Annotated in this window: 14 protein-coding genes and 1 pseudogene; 10 read left to right on the top strand and 5 right to left on the bottom strand. The window is 70.5% G+C overall.

Annotation, left to right across the window (positions count from 1 at the left end; genetic code table 11):
• Nucleotides 1–476 (bottom strand): annotated as a pseudogene (locus tag STRTUCAR8_RS19665) (glycerophosphodiester phosphodiesterase family protein); the annotation flags it as partial.
• Between STRTUCAR8_RS19665 and STRTUCAR8_RS19670 the strand changes: the two are divergent.
• The 3 genes from STRTUCAR8_RS19670 (at nucleotide 466) to STRTUCAR8_RS19680 (ending at nucleotide 5,873) form a co-directional block, all read left to right on the top strand.
• Nucleotides 466–2,721: a GH92 family glycosyl hydrolase gene (locus STRTUCAR8_RS19670; RefSeq protein WP_006377623.1), complete on the top strand. Its 2,256-nt coding sequence runs from the start codon at nucleotides 466–468 to the stop codon at nucleotides 2,719–2,721. The pseudogene STRTUCAR8_RS19665 and the gene STRTUCAR8_RS19670 sit on opposite strands and share 11 nt — an antisense overlap.
• A gap of 232 nt (nucleotides 2,722–2,953) precedes the next feature.
• Entirely contained in the window at nucleotides 2,954–4,246 is a 1,293-nt protein-coding gene (locus STRTUCAR8_RS19675) for a wax ester/triacylglycerol synthase family O-acyltransferase (protein ID WP_044472498.1), read from the top strand.
• A 115-nt stretch (nucleotides 4,247–4,361) separates the two neighbouring features.
• Nucleotides 4,362–5,873: an SDR family NAD(P)-dependent oxidoreductase gene (locus tag STRTUCAR8_RS19680; protein ID WP_006377634.1), complete on the top strand. Its 1,512-nt coding sequence runs from the start codon at nucleotides 4,362–4,364 to the stop codon at nucleotides 5,871–5,873.
• An 84-nt stretch (nucleotides 5,874–5,957) separates the two neighbouring features.
• On the opposite strand, the gene STRTUCAR8_RS19685 is transcribed toward STRTUCAR8_RS19680, so the two are convergent.
• On the bottom strand, nucleotides 5,958–6,758 hold the full coding sequence (locus STRTUCAR8_RS19685; RefSeq protein WP_006377614.1) for an SDR family oxidoreductase: 801 nt from the start codon (nucleotides 6,756–6,758) through the stop codon (nucleotides 5,958–5,960).
• 55 nt (nucleotides 6,759–6,813) lie between these two features.
• Nucleotides 6,814–7,272 (bottom strand): inositol oxygenase family protein, encoded by a 459-nt coding sequence (locus STRTUCAR8_RS19690; RefSeq protein ID WP_006377632.1) that lies wholly within the window; start codon nucleotides 7,270–7,272, stop codon nucleotides 6,814–6,816.
• Nucleotides 7,273–7,710: 438 nt separating this feature from the next.
• Here STRTUCAR8_RS19690 and STRTUCAR8_RS53420 point away from each other — a divergent pair, with 438 nt between their 5' ends.
• Both STRTUCAR8_RS53420 and STRTUCAR8_RS19695 read left to right on the top strand, forming a co-directional pair.
• Nucleotides 7,711–7,884, top strand: coding sequence for a hypothetical protein (locus tag STRTUCAR8_RS53420; RefSeq protein ID WP_006377616.1), 174 nt, complete (start codon nucleotides 7,711–7,713; stop codon nucleotides 7,882–7,884).
• A 57-nt stretch (nucleotides 7,885–7,941) separates the two neighbouring features.
• Nucleotides 7,942–8,433 carry a GNAT family N-acetyltransferase gene (locus tag STRTUCAR8_RS19695; protein WP_006377631.1) on the top strand — a complete coding sequence of 164 codons (492 nt, stop codon included), beginning with the start codon at nucleotides 7,942–7,944 and terminating at the stop codon, nucleotides 8,431–8,433.
• Here STRTUCAR8_RS19695 and STRTUCAR8_RS19700 read toward each other — a convergent pair.
• On the bottom strand, nucleotides 8,430–9,773 hold the full coding sequence (locus STRTUCAR8_RS19700) for an amidase (protein ID WP_006377624.1): 1,344 nt from the start codon (nucleotides 9,771–9,773) through the stop codon (nucleotides 8,430–8,432). The two genes, STRTUCAR8_RS19695 and STRTUCAR8_RS19700, sit on opposite strands and share 4 nt — an antisense overlap.
• Before the next feature lie 261 nt (nucleotides 9,774–10,034).
• Here STRTUCAR8_RS19700 and STRTUCAR8_RS19705 point away from each other — a divergent pair, with 261 nt between their 5' ends.
• Complete coding sequence (locus STRTUCAR8_RS19705; RefSeq protein WP_044472494.1) at nucleotides 10,035–11,885, top strand: family 20 glycosylhydrolase; 1,851 nt, start codon at nucleotides 10,035–10,037, stop codon at nucleotides 11,883–11,885.
• A gap of 26 nt (nucleotides 11,886–11,911) precedes the next feature.
• Nucleotides 11,912–13,471: an alpha-L-fucosidase gene (locus tag STRTUCAR8_RS19710; RefSeq protein WP_006377608.1), complete on the top strand. Its 1,560-nt coding sequence runs from the start codon at nucleotides 11,912–11,914 to the stop codon at nucleotides 13,469–13,471.
• 106 nt (nucleotides 13,472–13,577) lie between these two features.
• Here STRTUCAR8_RS19710 and STRTUCAR8_RS19715 read toward each other — a convergent pair whose 3' ends face one another.
• Nucleotides 13,578–14,315: a FadR/GntR family transcriptional regulator gene (locus STRTUCAR8_RS19715; protein ID WP_006377604.1), complete on the bottom strand. Its 738-nt coding sequence runs from the start codon at nucleotides 14,313–14,315 to the stop codon at nucleotides 13,578–13,580.
• 166 nt (nucleotides 14,316–14,481) lie between these two features.
• Here STRTUCAR8_RS19715 and STRTUCAR8_RS19720 point away from each other — a divergent pair, with 166 nt between their 5' ends.
• Genes STRTUCAR8_RS19720 through STRTUCAR8_RS19730 form a run of 3 tightly spaced genes read left to right on the top strand, consistent with a single transcriptional unit; the run spans nucleotide 14,482 to nucleotide 18,105 of the window.
• Nucleotides 14,482–15,564, top strand: a complete 1,083-nt coding sequence (locus STRTUCAR8_RS19720) for a sugar ABC transporter substrate-binding protein (RefSeq protein WP_006377636.1) — start codon at nucleotides 14,482–14,484, stop codon at nucleotides 15,562–15,564.
• Nucleotides 15,561–17,087 (top strand): sugar ABC transporter ATP-binding protein, encoded by a 1,527-nt coding sequence (locus STRTUCAR8_RS19725; RefSeq protein ID WP_006377606.1) that lies wholly within the window; start codon nucleotides 15,561–15,563, stop codon nucleotides 17,085–17,087. Before STRTUCAR8_RS19720 ends, STRTUCAR8_RS19725 begins: the two co-directional genes overlap by 4 nt.
• The gene (locus tag STRTUCAR8_RS19730; protein WP_006377617.1) at nucleotides 17,080–18,105 is read left to right on the top strand and encodes an ABC transporter permease; all 1,026 of its coding nucleotides are present in this window, start codon (nucleotides 17,080–17,082) and stop codon (nucleotides 18,103–18,105) included. Before STRTUCAR8_RS19725 ends, STRTUCAR8_RS19730 begins: the two co-directional genes overlap by 8 nt.
• Nucleotides 18,106–18,137 lie beyond the last annotated feature (32 nt).

Consider the following 18,137-nt stretch of genomic DNA (forward strand, 5'->3'; position numbering starts at 1 on the left):
AGCGCACCCGCCGAGTCTTTCGGGATGACCAGGTCGAGGGTCGGGCCGATGCCCTGGGCGTAGGAGGCGATCGACTTGAGGCCGGTTGGCGTGATCAGGTCGGCGACCGTACGGGGGTCGCCGGTCGTCACGAAGTCCCAGGGGCGGGTGTTCGCGGCCGAGAGGAGGACGACGAGCGGGTTGTCCACCAGCCGGTTCAGGCGCTGGATGCTGGTCGGCTCGAAGGACTGGAGGATGACCGGCGAGTTCTTCCTGTCCTTGCCGTGCTTGCGCAACAGCTTCGCGACCCGCTCCTCCAGGCCCAGGCCGAGGGCCCGGAAGTAGGTGGGGTGCTTGGTCTCGGGGTAGATCCAGACCTGCCTGCCGCGCTTGCGGGTCTGCTCGTCCTGCCAGCGGAGGACCTCTTCGAAGGTGGGGATCTCCCAGCGGCCGTCGTAGAGGGTGTTGTGCGGGCGGTTGGCCGGAATGCGCTCGACCCCGGCCGCCCAAGCCCGTGACGAGCGGCTCACCGACCTCGTCAACCCGTTCATCGGCACGGAGAACGAGGGCAACACCTTCCCCGGCGCGACCGTGCCCTTCGGGATGGTGCAGCTCTCGCCCGACACCGGGCACAAGACCGGTTACCGCTACTCCCAGACCCGTGTCCGGGGCTTCTCCCTCGTCCACCTCTCCGGTGTCGGCTGCCGCATCGGCGGCGACCTGCCCGTCCTGCCCACCACAGGCGACATCACGAGCACCGACTACGCGACCTACGCCGCCGAGTTCACCCATGACAGCGAGTCGGCGAGCCCCGGCTACTACAGGGTCGGCCTGAAGTCGGGCATCGACGCCGAGCTGACGGCGACCACCCGCACCGGCGTCCAGCGCTACACCTTCCCGGCGACCACACAGGCCAACGTGCTGCTCAACGCGGGCCAGTCGCTGCACACGAAGGTGGCGAACCGGGTCGAGATCCTCGACGACAGGACCGTGCGCACGACGATCACCGGCTCCGGTTTCTGCCGGGGCACCAAGCCGTACACCGTCCACACGGTCACCCGCTTCGACCGGCCCTTCACGGCGTACGGCACCTGGGACGGCACCACGGTGACCGGCGGCTCCCGGACCGGGGGCGACGGCGCCTACGTCCGCTTCGACACGACGGACGGGGACCGCACCGTCGAGGCGACCACCGCCCTCTCGTACGTCGACGCGGAGGGTGCGGCCGGCAACCTGCGCGCCGAGGGCGGACGCCCGTTCGACGAGGTGCGGGAGGCGGCCCGGGACGCCTGGGAGGCGCGCCTCGACGACGTGGGCGTGACCGGCGGCTCGGACACGCTGCGCCGGACCTTCTACTCGTCCCTCTACCGCAGCTTCCTCGCCCCCAACACCGGCAGCGACGCCGACGGCCGCTACACCGGCTGGGACCTGAAGACCCACCGCGCGCGGGACTTCACGTACTACCAGAACTGGTCCCTGTGGGACACCTACCGCACCCAGGCGCAGCTCCTGTCGCTGCTCGCGCCCCGCGAGGCCCGGGACATGGCGCTCTCGGTGCTGAAGATCGACGAGGAGGGCGGCTGGCTGCCCAAGTGGGGCTACGGCACGGTCGAGACGAACATCATGACCGGCGACCCGGTCACCCCGTTCCTCACCCACGCCTACCAGCAGGGGCTGCTGCACGGCCACGAGGAGCGGGCCTACCGCGCCCTGAAGAGGAACGCCGACGGCGTGCCGCCCGCCGATCTGCCCATGCTGGGGCGCGAGGCGAACCGGGAGTACGTCGGACACGGCTTCGCGCCCTATCTCAAGGGCCGCCCGCGCACCAAGCTCGGCGACTCGGACTACCACTGGGGCGCGTCCGTCACCCTCGAATACGCCCTGTCCGACGCGATGCTGGCCCGGATGGCACGCGAGCTGGGCCACGAGTCCGACGCCGACCGTTACGCGGACCGGGCGCGGAGCTACCGTCACGTCTTCGACGCCTCGACCGGCTTCTTCCGGCCCCGGGACGGCTCCGGCGCCTTCGCGGGCGACCCCGATCCGGCGAAGGGCGAGGGGTTCCACGAGGGCACGGCCTGGCAGTACCAGTGGCTGGTTCCGCAGGACCTGCCCGGCCTGGTGGACCTGCTCGGCGGCAGAGAAGCGGCCAACGACCGGCTCGACGCCTTCTTCGCCTACGACCGGCTGACGGCGGACCCGGCCGGGACGGCCCGCGACGTGTGGGTGAACGGTCCGTACGCCTACTACAACGCGGACAAGTACAACCCGCAGAACGAGGTCGACCTCACCGCTCCGTACACCTACCTCTCCACCGGGCAGCCCTGGAAGACGACCGAGGTCGTGCACGCCGCGCTGACCCTCTACACGGACGGCCCGACCGGGATGACCGGCAACGACGACATGGGCACCATGTCCGCCTGGCACGTCCTGTCCGCGATCGGGATCTTCCCGGTGCAGCCCGGCTACGACACCTGGGGCCTGTCCACGCCCGTCTTCGACCGGGTCGACCTCACCCTCGACCCTCGCTACTACCCCCTCGGCGCCCTCACGGTGACAGCACCGGGCACGTCGGACAGCCGACGGTACGTCCAGTCGGTGGCCGTCGACGGTTCTTCGTACAGCCGTACGTATGTGACGAGCGGGATCTTGAGGGGCGCCCGCTCGCTCGACTTCACGGTCGGCCCGGAGCCGTCCGGGTGGGGTACCGGCGCGGACGCGGCGCCGCCGGCCCTGACGTAACCGCCCCCGTACCCCTGGACAACCCCGTTGGGCACTGGCGTCCCGCCGCTTCCACAGCGGCGGGACGTAATGCGTTGTTAACTGAGCGTAACTTGATCGCGCTTGACCGTAATCGCCCGCAAGCGCTTGACTGGCGATTGACTGCTGACTCACCCGTCGTCGACGCGAGAGCGATCCCTTGACCTCTGAGACCTCGGACCTGCTCGCCCCCCTCGACCTGGCGTTCTGGAACATGGACTCCGACCTGCACCCCATGCACCTGGGTGCCCTCGGTGTCTTCCCGGCCCACTCACCCACCGCCGGGGCCCACGCGGCCGACCTTCTCGCCGCCCGCGCCCCGGCCGTCCCCGGCCTGCGCATGCGCATCCGGGACGTCTGGCTGCCCCTGCTCCCGCTGGCCTTCGGCGGCGCCACCCGCGAGGCGGCGCCGGACTTCGATCCGCTCGACCACGTCCGGCTGCACGCCCCGACCTCCGACTTCCACGCCGAGGCCGGACGCCTGATGGAACGCTCGCTCGAACGCGGCCGGCCGCCCTGGGAAGCCCATGTGCTGCCGGGCGAGGACGGTGAGTCCTTCGCCGTGCTGTTCAAGTTCCACCACGCCCTGGCCGACGGCCTGCGCGCACTGACCCTCGCCGCCGGCGTCATGGACCCCCTCGACCTGCCCGCGCCGCGCCCGCGCCCCGAACAGCCGGCCGCCGGCCTCTTCCCGGACGTGCGCAAACTGCCCGGCCTGGTGCGCGGCGCCTTCTCCGACGTGGGCCGCGCCCTGGACATCGGCGCGTCCGTCGCCCGCTCCGGACTTGGCACCCTGAACACCCGCTCGTCCGCCGCGCTCGTCGCCGAACCGACCGGCACCCGCCGCACCGCCGGAGTCGCCGTCGACCTCGACGACGTCCACGTCGTGCGCAAGACGGTCGGCGGCACCGTGAACGACGTACTCATCGCCGTCGTCGCGGGGGCCCTGCGCCGCTGGCTCGACGAGCGTGGCGACGGAAGCGAGGGGGTCGCCCCACGCGCCCTCATCCCCGTCTCCAAAAGGCGTCCACGCTCCGCCCATCCGCAGGGCAACCGGCTCTCCGGGTACCTGATGCGGCTCCCTGTCGACGACCCGGACCCGCTCGGGCGCCTCGACTCCGTACGCAGGGCCATGGACCGCAACAAGGACGCGGGCCCCGGGCGGGGCGCCGGCGCGGTCGCGCTGCTCGCCGACCATGTCCCGCCGCTCGGCCACCGGCTCGGCGGACCGCTGGTCAAGCAGGCAGCCCGGCTCTGGTTCGACATCCTCGTCACCAGCGTGCCGCTGCCCAGCCTCGGCCTGAAGCTCGGCGGCAACCCGCTCACCGAGGTCTACCCCTTCGCCCCGCTCGCCCAGGGACAGTCACTGGCGGTCGCCATCTCCACCTACCGGGGGCACGTCCATTTCGGGCTCGTCGCGGACGCGGAAGCCGTCCCGGACCTCGACCGGTTCGCCGCCGCGCTGGCCGCCGAGGTGGAGACACTCGTCGCCGCCTGCGCCCTGTGACCCACGTCATGATCGTCGCGGGTTTGGTGACTGGGCCCGCGCTTCCGTAAAATCGCCTGTTCGAGAGCTGGCGCCGTCCGAGCGCCGCGAGGGCGACCCAGGGAACGGCAGCGCGATGACGGTGACAGAGGACGGCCCGACGGCCGTGGACGGCATGGACGTCGTAGGCGACGTCTCCTACGGTCCCGGCATCGACCCCGAGCGCATGGCCGTCTGCCTCAGCGTGCTCGAAGAACTCGACAAGCTGGACGTCGACCACCCCGACGCCATCGCCGTGCGCCGCGCCACCGCCGGTGTCTACCGCACGGTCAAGCAGCGCCGCCGGCAGGAGCGCCGGGCCTCCAAGACCGCCCACGACAAGGCGGTCACCGAGTCCACGGCGACCGGCTCCGCCCAGCGCATCGACGACGAGACGGAGGGCATCCTGCCGTCGTCGGTGACGGTCGAGGGGCAGATCGCGGGGATACTCCAGCGCCCCCGCTCCTGTTACACCTGCAAGACCCGCTACGTAGAGGTCGACTACTTCTACCACCAGCTCTGCCAGAACTGCGCCGCCGAGAACCGCTCCCGCCGCGACGCCCGCACCGACCTCACCGGCAAGCGCGCGCTGCTCACCGGCGGCCGGGCCAAGATCGGCATGTACATCGCGCTGCGGCTGCTGCGTGACGGCGCGCACACCACGATCACCACGCGCTTCCCGAAGGACGCCATCCGCCGCTTCAAGGCGATGGACGACTCGGCGGAATGGCTGCACCGCCTGGAGGTCGTCGGCACCGACCTGCGCGACCCCGCGCAGGTCGTGGCCCTGGCCGACCGGATCGCCGAACAGGGCACACTCGACATCCTGATCAACAACGCGACCCAGACGGTACGCCGGCTGCCCTCCGCGTACGCCGCGCTGGTCGAGGCGGAGAGCGCTCCGCTACCGGCCGGTGAACTGCCCGCCCACCACGTCATCGGCGCCTTCAACTCCGGCGCGGTCGACGGACTGGCCGCGCTGCCCGTCGGCATCAGCGGCCTCGACGCCCAGAAGGTCGCCGACCTCGCCCTCGTCGCGGGCAACGCCAGCGTCGCCCGGCACCTCGACGGCACGGCCATCGACGCGGGCGGCCTCGTCCCCGACGTCGTCGACACCAACACCTGGGTGCAGACCATCGAGCAGATCTCCCCGGTGGAGCTTCTCGAGACCCAGCTGTGCAACTACACGGCGCCGTTCATCCTGATCAGCAAGTTGCGGCCGGCGATGTCCGGGGCGGCGCGCGAGGCGGTCAGCAAGCGGGCGTACGTCGTCAACGTCTCCGCGATGGAAGGCGTGTTCGGGCGCGGCTACAAGGGTGCGGGTCATCCGAACACGAACGCCGCGAAGGCCGCGATGAACATGGTGACGCGGACCAGTGCGCAGGAGATGTTCGAGGCGGACGGGATTCTGATGACCTCGGTCGACACCGGGTGGATCACGGACGAACGTCCCCACTACGACAAGCTGCGCCTGGCCGACGAGGGGTTCCACGCGCCGCTCGATCTGGTCGACGGGGCGGCTCGGGTGTACGACCCGATCGTGCGGGGTGAGGCGGGGGAGGACCTGTACGGGGTCTTTATGAAGGACTACGCGCCCGGTAAGTGGTAGGCGAGGTGGTCGGGCGTCTGCGGGCCCGGTGGGGGCTGGTCGCGCCCACGCGGCGGAGCCGCATATCGACACAGCCCCGCGCCCCTACGTCGGTTTGTGTCGCCGTAGGTTTTCAAGCACCGCGTCTGTCGTTTCCGTTTTCGCTGGGCGTACGCGGGTTCCGCCGTCCACCAGTAGGTCTGTGCCTGTCACCCACTCCGACGCGTCCGACGCCAGCCAGAGGACCGCGCGGGCGATGTCCTCGGGTTCGCCGATCCGGCCGAGGGGGAGGCCGTCGGCGATGGTGTTCTCGTCGTGCTCCCATACGAAGCGGGCCATCTCCGTGCGGACCAGGCCGGGGGAGACCGAGTTGACCCGTACCTTCGGGGCCAGTTCGCCCGCGAGCTGCTGGGTGAGGTGCAGGAGCGCGGACTTGCTGGTGCCGTACGCGCCCACGTGGGGGCCGACATGCGTGGCGCCCTCCGTGCAGATGTTGATGACGGTGCCGCCGTGTTCGCGCATCCACGCCCGCCACACGCACTGCGTCAGCCGCAGCGGGGCCTCGACGTTGACGGTGAACGCCTCACGCCAGGTGTCGGGATCGGCGTCCATGAGCGGGCCGTAGGGCTGGTTGGTCGCCGCGTTGTTCACGACGATGTCGAGCCGCCCGAACGCGTCGAGTGTGAACTCGGTCAACGCCGACAGATGTGCCGGATCGGCGACGCTGCCCGCCAGCCCGACCCCACCGAGTTCCTCGGCGGCCCGCCGCACCCCGTCCGGGTCACGGGCCGTCACACACACCCGCGCCCCCGCCCGCGTCAGCGCCTCGGCGACGGCCAGCCCGATCCCGCGCGTGCCCCCGGTGACCAGGGCGACCCGCCCTTCGAGTCCGTACGGCGACGTCATCCGCGTACCGTCTCATGACGGGCCGTCCGTCAATAGCCCCTGGATCCGAGGGAGTTCAGTCGACGGCGCCAAGCCGGGAGTGCTGCTCCGCGACCAGCTCCAGCAGTGTGCACCAGTCCTCCAGGACGCCCGCGTCGAAGCCCGGGACCCGGCCGGCCTCGTCCGCCTGGCGCAGGGAGAGCGTGTCGGCGTCCGTACGCGGGTCCAGGTCCGTGGCGTGCGGGCTGTCGTGTACGAGGCGGGCGACCCGTTCGCCGAGCAGGTGCCGGACGGCGTCAGCCGCGACCCGGGCGTGCCGGGTGGGGGCGCCGGGTATGAGGAGCCGGCCGATGGCATGGACCAGGCCCGCCACCTGAAGTTCCTTGTCGGCGGGGCGACTTCGGCGCAACAGGGCAGCCGTCTGGAGGGCGTGCTGGTGCAGGTCGACCGGACCGGCGATGCCGCCGTCGTGCTCCGGGGTGCCCCGGCAGGCGTGCAGCAGATCCATCAGTTCCCCGACGCCGCGCAGCTCCATACGTCAGTCCTCCCGAGTTCCGTCGCGGGACCAGCCGTTGCCGTCGGCAGCAGACCATGGCCGGCTGGCGCGCGGACCAACGGGAGCTGAACTGCCGGACCCGATGCGGCAAGGACGTACCTGGGTGCGCCCATTGAGCCGTACGGGTGATGTACAAAACGTGCTCAACGTTACAAACAACCGCAGATTATGGCTGAATGAACACTGAGCGACTTGAGTTCTTTACTCCTTGTTTTCACCCCATCGAGCGGGCGCCCGCTCATTTGGTTAATACTGGAGCGGACGGGCAGCACGACTGGGTTCCACCCACACCCACGGTCCGTTACCGGCGCCACCGCGTCCTGACTGCTCTTGACCCAGACCCGAGTGGATGTGGAGCGGCCGGCATCAGACTGGTCCCGAAGTCCCGAGGGTGACCCGACACAAAAGGAGTGCGCGGTGACACCGGAGAAGACGAATCTCGAACAAGGCCCTGAGGAACGCACGGCGGCCCCCGACGACCGGAGCGAGCGGCTCGGCAGCCTCGACGTGTGGGCCAGGTCGGCCCCGATCCGCCTGGCGGGCTACGAGGACGACCTCGCCGAGCCCCACATCCTGCCCAGCGTCGACTGACGCCCCGACAGGACCTGTAGAGATCGCCGCCGGCATGGGCGTGCCAGACTCGCGCCCATGCTGAGCACAGAGATCCGGCGGGCCACCGCCGACGACTGGCCGCGGATCTGGCCGTTCTGGCACCGCATCGTCGCCGCCGCCGAGACCTACACCTGGGACCCGGACACCTCCGAGGAAGCGGCCCGCGCTCTGTGGATGAGCTCGGCCAAGCAGGTGTACGTCGCCGAGGACAGTGCCGGAGCCGTCGTGGGCTCCGCGTTCCTCACCCCCAACTACGGCGGCCCCGCCGCCCGCATCGCCAACGCCGGCTTCATGGTCGACCCCGACCGCGGCGGCCGTGGCATCGGCCGCGCCCTCGCCGAGCACGTCCTGAGCGAGGCAGAGGCCCACGGCTACCGGGGCATGGTCTTCAACGCCGTCGTCGAGACCAACCCCGCGGTCAAGCTGTGGACCTCGCTCGGCTTCACGATCCTGGGCACCGTGCCGGACGCGTTCGACCATCCCCGCCACGGCCGGGTGGGCCTGCACATCATGTACAAGGGCTTCTAGGCGAGCGGAGCCGTCCGCTGCCAGGGGTGCAGCTCCTCCAACTGCTGGGCCACGTCCAGAAGTACGGCCTCCGAGCCCGGGCGGCCCACCAGCTGTACGGAGCAGGGCGCGCCCGAGGGCAGGGTGCCGAACGGTACGGCCATCGCCGGCCAGCCCGTCAGGTTCCACGGGGGCGTCATCGGCGAGTAGTTCGTGTTGGCGAGGACGTTGCGCAGCCAGCCCCGCTCGTGCCAGGCCGCCGCGGTGGGTGAGCGCCGGGCGAGTGCGGGGGTGAGCAGCACGTCGTGCTCGGCGAAGAACGGCTCCAGGCGCCGGCGCAGCTGTTCCTTGTGCTGCCCCCGCTCGACGTACCCGACGAACCGGCGCCCGACGGCCGCGTGGACCCGGGTGCGCCGGCTCAGTCCGCTCCGGTCGAAGCCCTCCGCGTCCCGTGCCGTGCCCGCCGTCCAGTGCGTGAACGAGGTCACGCCGATCGACAGCGGGTAGGGCGGGTCGGCGGGCCGCACCTCGTGACCGGCACTGTCCAGCAGCGCGGCGGCCTCACGCGCGGCTGACGTGAACGGCCTGCTGATGGTGACGCCGGCGATGGGGCTGCGGACGGAGAGGGCGATCTTGCGTCCGGCGTGCGCGTCCGACCGTACGAACCGCGTGTCCGCGAGGACCGACAGCATCAGGCGGGCGTCCTCGACCGTCGTCGCCAGCGGGCCGTTCTCCGACATGCCGAACCAGTCGCCGTTGCCGATGCCCGCCGGCACGACCCCGAGGCCCGGCTTGATGGTGACGGCACCGCAGTTGGCGGCGGGGATCCGCAGCGAGCCCATGCCGTCGTTGCCCAGCGCGATCGGCACCATCCCGGCGCCGACGGCCGCGGCACTGCCGCCCGAGGAGCCGCCCGCCGTGCGGGTGGTGTCCCAGGGATTGCGGGCCGTGCCGAGCGGGCCCTCCGTGGTGCCCCAGATGCACAGCTCGGGCACGTTGGTGAGACCGACGACGATCGCGCCGGCCGCGCGCAGCCGGGCCACGGTGATGTGGTCGTGGTCGGCGGGGGTGTCCGGCGTCGCGGAGGAACCGTGGCGCGTCGACTCGCCGCGCACGCCCAGGTTGTCCTTCACCGCGATGGGTACGCCCGCGAGCGGAAGGTCCGCCAGGTCCGCGCGGCCCGCCACCTCGTCCGCCTCGGCCAGCGCCTCCTGGGCCCGCAGCCGGCGGAACGCACCGACGCGGGCGTCCAGCAGTTCGATGCGCGCGAGATGCTCGGCCACGACTTCGCGCGGTGTGACGCGCTTCTCGCGGACGGCGGCGGCGATCTCGACGGCGGTACGGCCGGCCCAGCTGGTCACGGGGGCTCCTCGGGGTGGATACGACACATCGTGCTACGCGTGAGGCGATGAGGCTACTCGTGAGTACATGGGGCGTCGAGTGTCGTCGAGCTTGGACATTCGGGCCGGGTCTCTTGGACTTTTCTGGCGTGGGGGCCACCGGCTTCCGTCATGGAGTCGCTGGTCATCCGATCACTGGCCCAACTGTCCTGACCTGGGGCCCCATTGACAGCCCTTGGGGTGCGCTCAATCATCACACCTCCGATGAATGGGAGCTTCCAGATGAGTAGGTATCCAAGAGGTCGGCTTCTCGGTGTGCTGGTGGCCCTACTGCTGCTGGCCGCCCCGGTCCCCGCCGTCGCGCGCACCGGGGCGGCGAGCGTCCCCCTCACCGTGCCGGCCCTCGCGAACTGGACCCCGGAGCAGGGGAGTTACCGGTACACCGGCTCTGCCCGGCTGGTCGCCGACTCCGCGCCCGAGCGGAGGGTCGCCGACACCCTCGCCGACGATCTGCGGGCGGCGGGCCACGGCACCGTACCCGTGGTGAGCGGCGGTGCGCGCGCCGGTGACATCGTTATCGACGTGGCGCCGGAGCGGACCGCACTGGGCGCCGAGGGGTACGAACTCCGGGCGGGCGCACGGCTGTCGGTGACCGGCGCGACCGAGCGCGCCGCCTTCTACGGCACCCGCACCCTCCTCCAGCTCCTCGCCCAGGGCGACCGGATCCCCGCCGGACGTACCGTCGACATACCCCGGTACGCCGAACGGGGCGTCGGCGTGTGCGCCTGCTACATCCACATCTCGACGGGGTGGCTGGAGAACCTCGTACGCGACATGGCGTACCACAAGCTCAACCAGCTGCTCCTGGAACTCAAGGTGAAGAGCGACACCCACCCCGAGGCCAACACCTGGGGCTACTACACCAAGGACGAGATACGGCGGCTCGTCGCCCTCGGCGACAAGTACCACGTGGAGATCGTTCCGGAGATCAACTCCCCGGGCCACATGGACCCCTGGATCGAGAACCGCCCCGATCTCCAGCTCACCGACTCCGACGGCGCCAAGCAGGCCGCCAGGCTCGACATCACCCAGCCGGCCGCCTTCGACTACTACACGAGTCTGATCGACGAGTACGCGCAGGTGTTCACCGGCGGCTCCTGGCACATGGGCGCCGACGAGTACATGCTCGGCTCCGACTTCGCCAGGTACCCGCAGATGCTCCGCTACGCCCGGGAGAAGTTCGGGGCGAACGCCACACCCCAGGACGCCTTCATCGACTTCGTCAACCGTGTCCAGGCCCACCTGGCCGCCAAGGGGCGGAAACTGCGTATCTGGAACGACGGGCTCACCGGTGCCAACACCGTGCCGGTGGCCGCGGGCACCACGGTCGAGCACTGGCTGAACGTGGCGGTGAAGCCGAGCCGACTCCGCGCTCAGGGCTACCCGTTGATGAACGCGGCCTATGCGCTGTATCTCGTCCGGGGCGGCTTCCACAGTGACACCAAGGGCCTGTACGACCAGAGTTGGGACCCGCGCAGCTTCGAGGGCGAGAAGCTCGCCTCCAGCCAGGGCATCGTGGGCGCGAAGATCAGCCTCTGGCCGGACAACGGGCGCGGCGAGACCGAGAACGAGGTCGCCGTCGACACCGGCCCGGCCCTGCGGCAGCTCGCGCAGGCCACCTGGGGAGATCCGCATCCCGACACCACGTATGCCGGGTTCACCGAGCGGGGGACGGCCGTCGGGCACGCGCCCGGTCGGCGGGACCTGACCCGGGTGCCGGTCACGGACGGGACGTACACCTTCACGGCGCCGGGCGCCGACTCCCTCACCGCCGAGGTGCGACGCACACCCGACGGATACGTCACCCTGCGCACCGGCGAAGGCTGCCTGGAGGTGCGCGGTGGGAAACTCACGCTCAACACCCCGCTCCAGCCCGGCGTCGAGCTCACCGCGCAGACCTGTGACGCCGCGAACACCGTGCAGCGCTGGGAGCTGGAGCCGTCCGCAGGGGGCTACCGACTCGTCAACGCGATCACCCGGATGTCGGTGCATGCGACCGGCGACGGTCGTCTCGTGCAGTACCCGCCGGACCAACGCCCGCCCGCTGTCTGGCACTTGACCACCGTCAACTGACCCACTGACCCGAGGAGTCGTTCCCCATGACAGTCTCCAGACGTCTCTTCGTCACGGCGGCCGCCGCGATCGTGGCCTCTCAGGGCACCTCGCTCGCCCTGGCCGCCCCACGCGGGGCCATCGCACCGGCAACGGAAGAACCCACCTTCCGTATCCCCGTGGATCCCACCGACTCTGCCGAGACCCTCGTCCGCAAGGCGTCCCAAGTCAGGCCCACCGCACGGCAGATCGCCTGGCAGCGGCTGGAGCGGACCGCGTTCCTGCACTTCGGCGTCAACACCTTCACCGGCCTCGAATGGGGCACGGGCGACGAGGACCCGGACGTCTTCCAGCCGGCCGGCCTCGACACCGACCAGTGGGCGCGGGCCCTGCGCGACGGCGGCTTCAGGCTCGCCATCCTCACCGTCAAGCACCACGACGGCTTCGTCCTCTACCCCTCCCGGTACACGAACCACTCGGTGGCATCGAGCAGTTGGCGTGGCGGACAGGGTGACGTGCTGCGCTCGTTCGCCGACTCCATGCGGCGGTACGGGCTGAAGGTCGGTGTGTACATCTCCCCGGCCGACGAGAACCAGTATCTGCACGGCGTCTACGCCAACGGCAGCGCGCGCACCGAGCACACCATCCCCACCCCGGTCGACAACGACGACCGTCCGGACGGCCCGGTGTTCACCCTCCCCGCCACCGACTACGGCGCCCATATGCTCGACCAGCTCTACGAGGTCCTCACCGAGTACGGACCCGTCGACGAGGTCTGGTTCGACGGCGCCCAGGGGCGCATCCCGCCGGACAAGGTCGAGAAGTACGACTGGGACAGCTGGTACACCCTCGTCCGCACCCTCGCCCCGGACGCCACGATCGCCGTCTCCGGCCCCGATGTCCGCTGGGTCGGCAACGAGGGCGGCCTGGCGCGCGAGAACGAGTGGAGCGTCGTACCGGTCACCGAGAAGGACTACGGCCGGACCGACTTCGCGCTCTCCTACGACGCGGCGGACATGGGCGGCCGGGGCGCGCTCGTCGCGGCCCGTGGGGTGGCCGACTACGTCCAGTGGTGGCCGGCCGAGTGCGATGTGTCGATCCGGGACGGCTGGTTCTACCACGCCGACCAACAGCCCAAGACGGTCGACCAGTTGACCGAGATCTACTTCGGCTCGGTCGGCCGCAACGCCGTACTCCTCCTCAACGTCCCGCCGGACACGGACGGCCGCCTCGCCGCCTCCGACGTCACCCGGCTGCGCGAGTTCCGGGAGCGAGTCGACCGGGAGCTGCCGGCCGACCTGGCGCTCGGGGCCCAGGTGACACGGACTCCGGGGACGGTCACCGTCGACCTCGGCAGAGAGCGGGAGGCGGACCGGGTTCGGCTGGCGGAGGACATCGGGCACGGACAGCAGGTCGAGGACTTCGTCGTCGAGGCGTTCACCGGGGGCCGCTGGACCCGGGTGGCGGGGGCGGGCACGGTCGGCGCGAGCCGGATTCTGCTGCTGACGGCACCGGTCCGGGCCCGGCGGTGGCGGGTCCGGGTGACGCGGGCGCGCGCGGAGGTGCGGATCGCGGAGTTCGGGCTGTACAGGTCCGCGACGGGCTGACGATCGAGGAGGGGCGCCCTGCGCCCCTCCTGAAGGGGTGCGGGGCTGTCACATGTGCGGCTCCGCCGCGTGGGCGAGACCAGCCCCAACCGGGCCCGCCGACACATCACGGCCCTCCCACCGGACCGTCAGGCTGCCCCCGCAGCCACTGCTCCACCTCGCCCACATGCGCCGCAGCCGCCGCCCGCGCCGCCTCCGGGTCGTGGGCGACGAGCGCGCGGTGGATCGCCGCGTGCTCACGCCGCGTGCGCGTGAACGCGCCCTCCTCCTGGTAGGCGCGCCAGACGCGGGCGCGGAAGGTGCGGGAGGAGAGGCCCTCCAGGATCGCCGCCATGCTGTCGTTGCCGGCCGCGGCGGTGATCGCGCGATGGAAGGCCAGGTCGTGGGCGAGGATCTCCTCGGGATCGTCGGTGGCGTTCATCGCCGTGAGGTGCTTCTCCACCTCCGCGAGCTGGTCCGGGGTGATCCGTGCGGCGGCCAGCGCGGTCGCCGTCGACTCCAGGATGCGCCGGACCTCCAGCAGCTCGGCCAGCCGCGGGCCCCGCGAGAGATCAGCGACCACACCGAAGGTCTCCAGCAGATCGCCGGCCTCCAGCTGGGTCACGTAGATGCCCGAGCCGTGCCGGGCCTCCAGCACACCCATCACGGTGAGCGCCCGGATCGCCTCCCGCATGGAGCTGCGCGAGATGCCCAGCCGGACGGCGAGATCACGCTCGGTGGGCAGCCGTTGGCCGGGTTCCAGGCGGCCCTCGCCGATCATCGCCTTTATCTGCTCGATGGCGCGCTGCGTCACGGAGCCCTTCTGCGGGGCGGCCTCTGTACTGACGGCCGGGATCTCGTCCACGCCGTTTCCTCCTGTCGCCGGGTGCCGCCGCAGTCTAACCAGCAGGGTGGTCGGACCACTACTGGCCGAATCGAGGAAAATTTGGCCCTGTGGGGTGTTCTAACCTGGAAGTGGTCTGATAAATATGCGGGCATCCGCTCGATCACGCTCAACGAGGAGCTGTCAGATGTTCGACAGAACAGTGGGGAATCCGAAGATGCGACGCAGCACGCGGGGAATCGGCGTGGTGGCCATGGCCGCCTGTGCCGGTCTGGTGCTCAGCGCCTGCGGCAGCACCAAGGACAGCGTCGCCTCGGGAGGCGACGACGGTGACGGGACCGGCAAGGTAGGAGTGATCCTGCCGCTGCTGACGTCGCCGTTCTGGCAGGCGTACAACGACTACGTCCCGAAGATGGCCAAGGCCGAGGGCGTCGACACGCTGAAGACCGTCAACTCCAACAGCGACCCCGCGCAGCAGATCACCGACATCAACAACCAGCTCAACCAGGGTGTGAAGGGCCTGGTGGTCGCGCCTCTCGACAGCGCCGCCATCGAGGCGGGCCTCGACCAGGCCGAGCGCAAGGGCGTGCCCGTCGTGGCCGTCGACGTGGCGCCCGAGAAGGGCAAGGTCGCCATGGTCGTACGCGCCAACAACGTCGCCTACGGCGAGCAGGCCTGCGAGTACCTCGGCAAACACATCACCTCGGGCAAGGTCGTCCAGATCATGGGCGATCTCGCGTCGGTGAACGGCCGTGACCGGTCGGAGGCGTTCCGGGCCTGTGTGAAGGCGAAGTTCCCGAAGCTCAAGGTGCTGGAGATCCCCGCCAAGTGGGAGTCGGACACCGCGGCCTCCAAGCTCGACACGCTGCTCAACGCCAACCCGGACCTCAAGGGCATCTACATGCAGGCCGGCGGGGTCTACCTGGCGCCCACGCTGCAGACCCTGAAGTCCAAGGGACTGCTGAAGGCGATGGGGCAGCCCGGGCACATCGCGATCGTCTCGAACGACGGCATCCCGCAGGAGTTCGACGCCATCCGCAAGGGTGAGATCGACGCGACCGTCTCGCAGCCCGCGGACCTCTACGCCAAGTACGGCATGTTCTACATCAAGGCCGCGATGGAGGGGAAGACCTTCAAGCCGGGCCCGACCGACCACGGCTCCACGATCGTCAAGCTGCCCAGCGGCATCCTGGAGGACCAGCTGCCCGCGCCCCTGGTCACCAAGGAAAACGTCGACGACACCGCGCTCTGGGGCAACACGGTCGGATGAACAGCCAGCCACGGGAGAACCCGGACACCCCCGCCGTACCGCTCGTCGAGGCGCGCGACATCACCAAGCGGTACGGCCCCACCACCGCGCTCCAGGGCGGCCGGCTCACCGTCCTGCCGGGTGAGTCGCACGCCCTCGTCGGCCGCAACGGCGCCGGAAAGTCCACCCTGGTCACCATCCTCACCGGTCTCCAGGCGCCCGACGAGGGCACGGTCAGCTTCGACGGCCGGCCCGCGCCCCCGCTCGCCGACCGCGACGCCTGGCGTTCCAAGGTGGCCTGTGTCTACCAGAAGCCCACGGTCGTCCCCGAGCTGACGGTTGCCGAGAACCTCTTCATCAACCGGCAGCCGACCGGCCGCGGCGGCGCGATCAGCTGGCGCCGGCTGCGCGCCGAGGCCGCCGAACTCCTCGACACCTGGGACGTCCACGTCGACCCGGAGGCCCGCACCGCGGACCTCAAGGTCGAGGACCGCCAAATGGTGGAGATCGCGCGGGCGTTGAGCATCGGCGCCCGGTTCATCGTCCTCGACGAACCGACCGCCCAGCTCGACAGCCGGGAGATCGACCGGCTCTTCACCCGGATGCGCGCCCTCCAGGACTCCGGCGTCACCTTCCTGTTCATCTCGCACCACCTCCAGGAGGTGTACGAGGTGTGCCAGACGGTGACCGTCCTGCGCGACGCCCGCTGGATCACCACCGCCCCCGTCGCCGACCTTCCCCGCCAGGCCCTGGTGGAGGCCATGGCCGGTGAGTCGATCGCCGAACAGGCCTTCACCCCCAAGGGAGTCGAGCCCGGGGCACCGGTGCTGCTGGCAGTCGAGGGGCTCACTTCACCGGCGTACGAGAACATCGACCTGACCGTGCGCCGCGGTGAGGTCGTCGGGCTCGCCGGCTCCAGCGCCAGCGGCAAGATCGAGCTGGCCGAGTCCTTCGCCGGACTGCGCACACCCACCAGTGGCAGCGCCCGACTCGACGGCGAACGGCTGCCGTTCGGCGATGTGCAGGCGGCGCTGACGGCGGGCGTCGCCTGTGTGCCGCGTGACCGGCACGAACAGGGGCTGGTCTCCGGCATGACCGTCGGGGACAACGCCACCATGAGCGTCCTGCGCCGCCTCGGCCGGTACGGCTTCGTCTCCGAGAACCGCAAACGCGGCTTCGCCACCGCCCTCATCGACCGTCTCGACATCCACACCGAGGGCTCTGACCAGCCGGTCTCCGACCTCTCCGGTGGCAACGCGCAGAAGGTCGTCATGGCCCGCGCGCTCGCCTCCGACCCCAAACTGCTCGTCCTGATCAACCCCACGGCGGGCGTCGACGTGAAGTCAAAGGAATCCCTCCTCGCCCGCATGGACAGTGCCAGCGAGGACGGCACCGCCGTCCTGGTCGTCTCCGACGAACTCGACGACCTGCGCCGCTGCGACCGCGTCCTCGTCCTCTTCCACGGCCGCGTCGTCGCCGAGCATCCGGCGGGCTGGCGCGACCACGAGCTGATCGCCTCCATCGAAGGAGTGGACCATGGCTGATACGAAAGCCCCGCCGCTGGCCCCCCTACGCGCCCCGGACCCGCGGTCGGCCAAGACCGTACTGCTGCGCCGCGCGCGTGAACTCGCGCTGGTACCGGCCCTGTTGCTGCTCATGGTGCTCGGCACGGTGGTCAACGACTCGTTCCTGACCGAACGCAACCTGATCTCGATCCTCGGTGCCTCCGCCGCCCTCGCGATGGTCGTGCTCGCCGAGTCGCTCGTTCTCATCACCGGCAAGTTCGACCTCTCCCTGGAGTCGGTCGTCGGCATCGCCCCGGCCGTCGGAGCACTGCTCGTACTGCCGGTCGCGCAGTCCGGGTGGGGGACCGAACTCCCCGCCGCACTCTCTCTGTTGGCGGTCCTCGCCGTCGGCGGAGCGATCGGCGCGTTCAACGGCATCCTGGTCGTCAAGTTCAAGCTCAACGCGTTCATCGTGACCCTCGCGATGCTGATCGTGCTGCGCGGCCTGCTCGTCGGCGCGACCAAGGGCAAGACGCTGTTCGGCATGCCCGACTCCTTCTACTCCCTCGCCACCACCACCTTCCTCAACGTCCCCATGTCGGTGTGGGTCGCCGGGGCCTGCTTCGCCGTCGCCGGGCTCGTCCTCAAGTACCACCGCGTCGGCCGTGCCCTGTACGCGATCGGCGGCAACGCGGACGCGGCCCGCGCCGCCGGGATCCGGGTCGAACGGGTGATGCTCGGCGTGTTCGTCGTCGCCGGTGTGCTCGCCTCCGTCGGCGGGATCATGCAGACCGGGTACGTCGGCGCGATCAGCGCCAACCAGGGCAACAACATGATCTTCACCGTGTTCGCGGCGGCAGTCATCGGCGGCATCAGCCTCGACGGCGGCAAGGGCACCATGTTCGGTGCGCTGACCGGCGTACTCCTGCTGGGTGTGGTGCAGAACCTGCTGACTCTGGCCCAGGTGCCGTCGTTCTGGATCCAGGCGATCTACGGCGGAATCATCCTGGTCGCGCTGATGATCGCCCGTCTGACGACAGGACGTGCGCAGGACTGATCCCGAGGCACACCCCTGACGCGTACCCCCGA

This window comes from Streptomyces turgidiscabies Car8 (assembly GCF_000331005.1).
GTDB classification, from domain to species: Bacteria; Actinomycetota; Actinomycetes; order Streptomycetales; family Streptomycetaceae; genus Streptomyces; species Streptomyces turgidiscabies.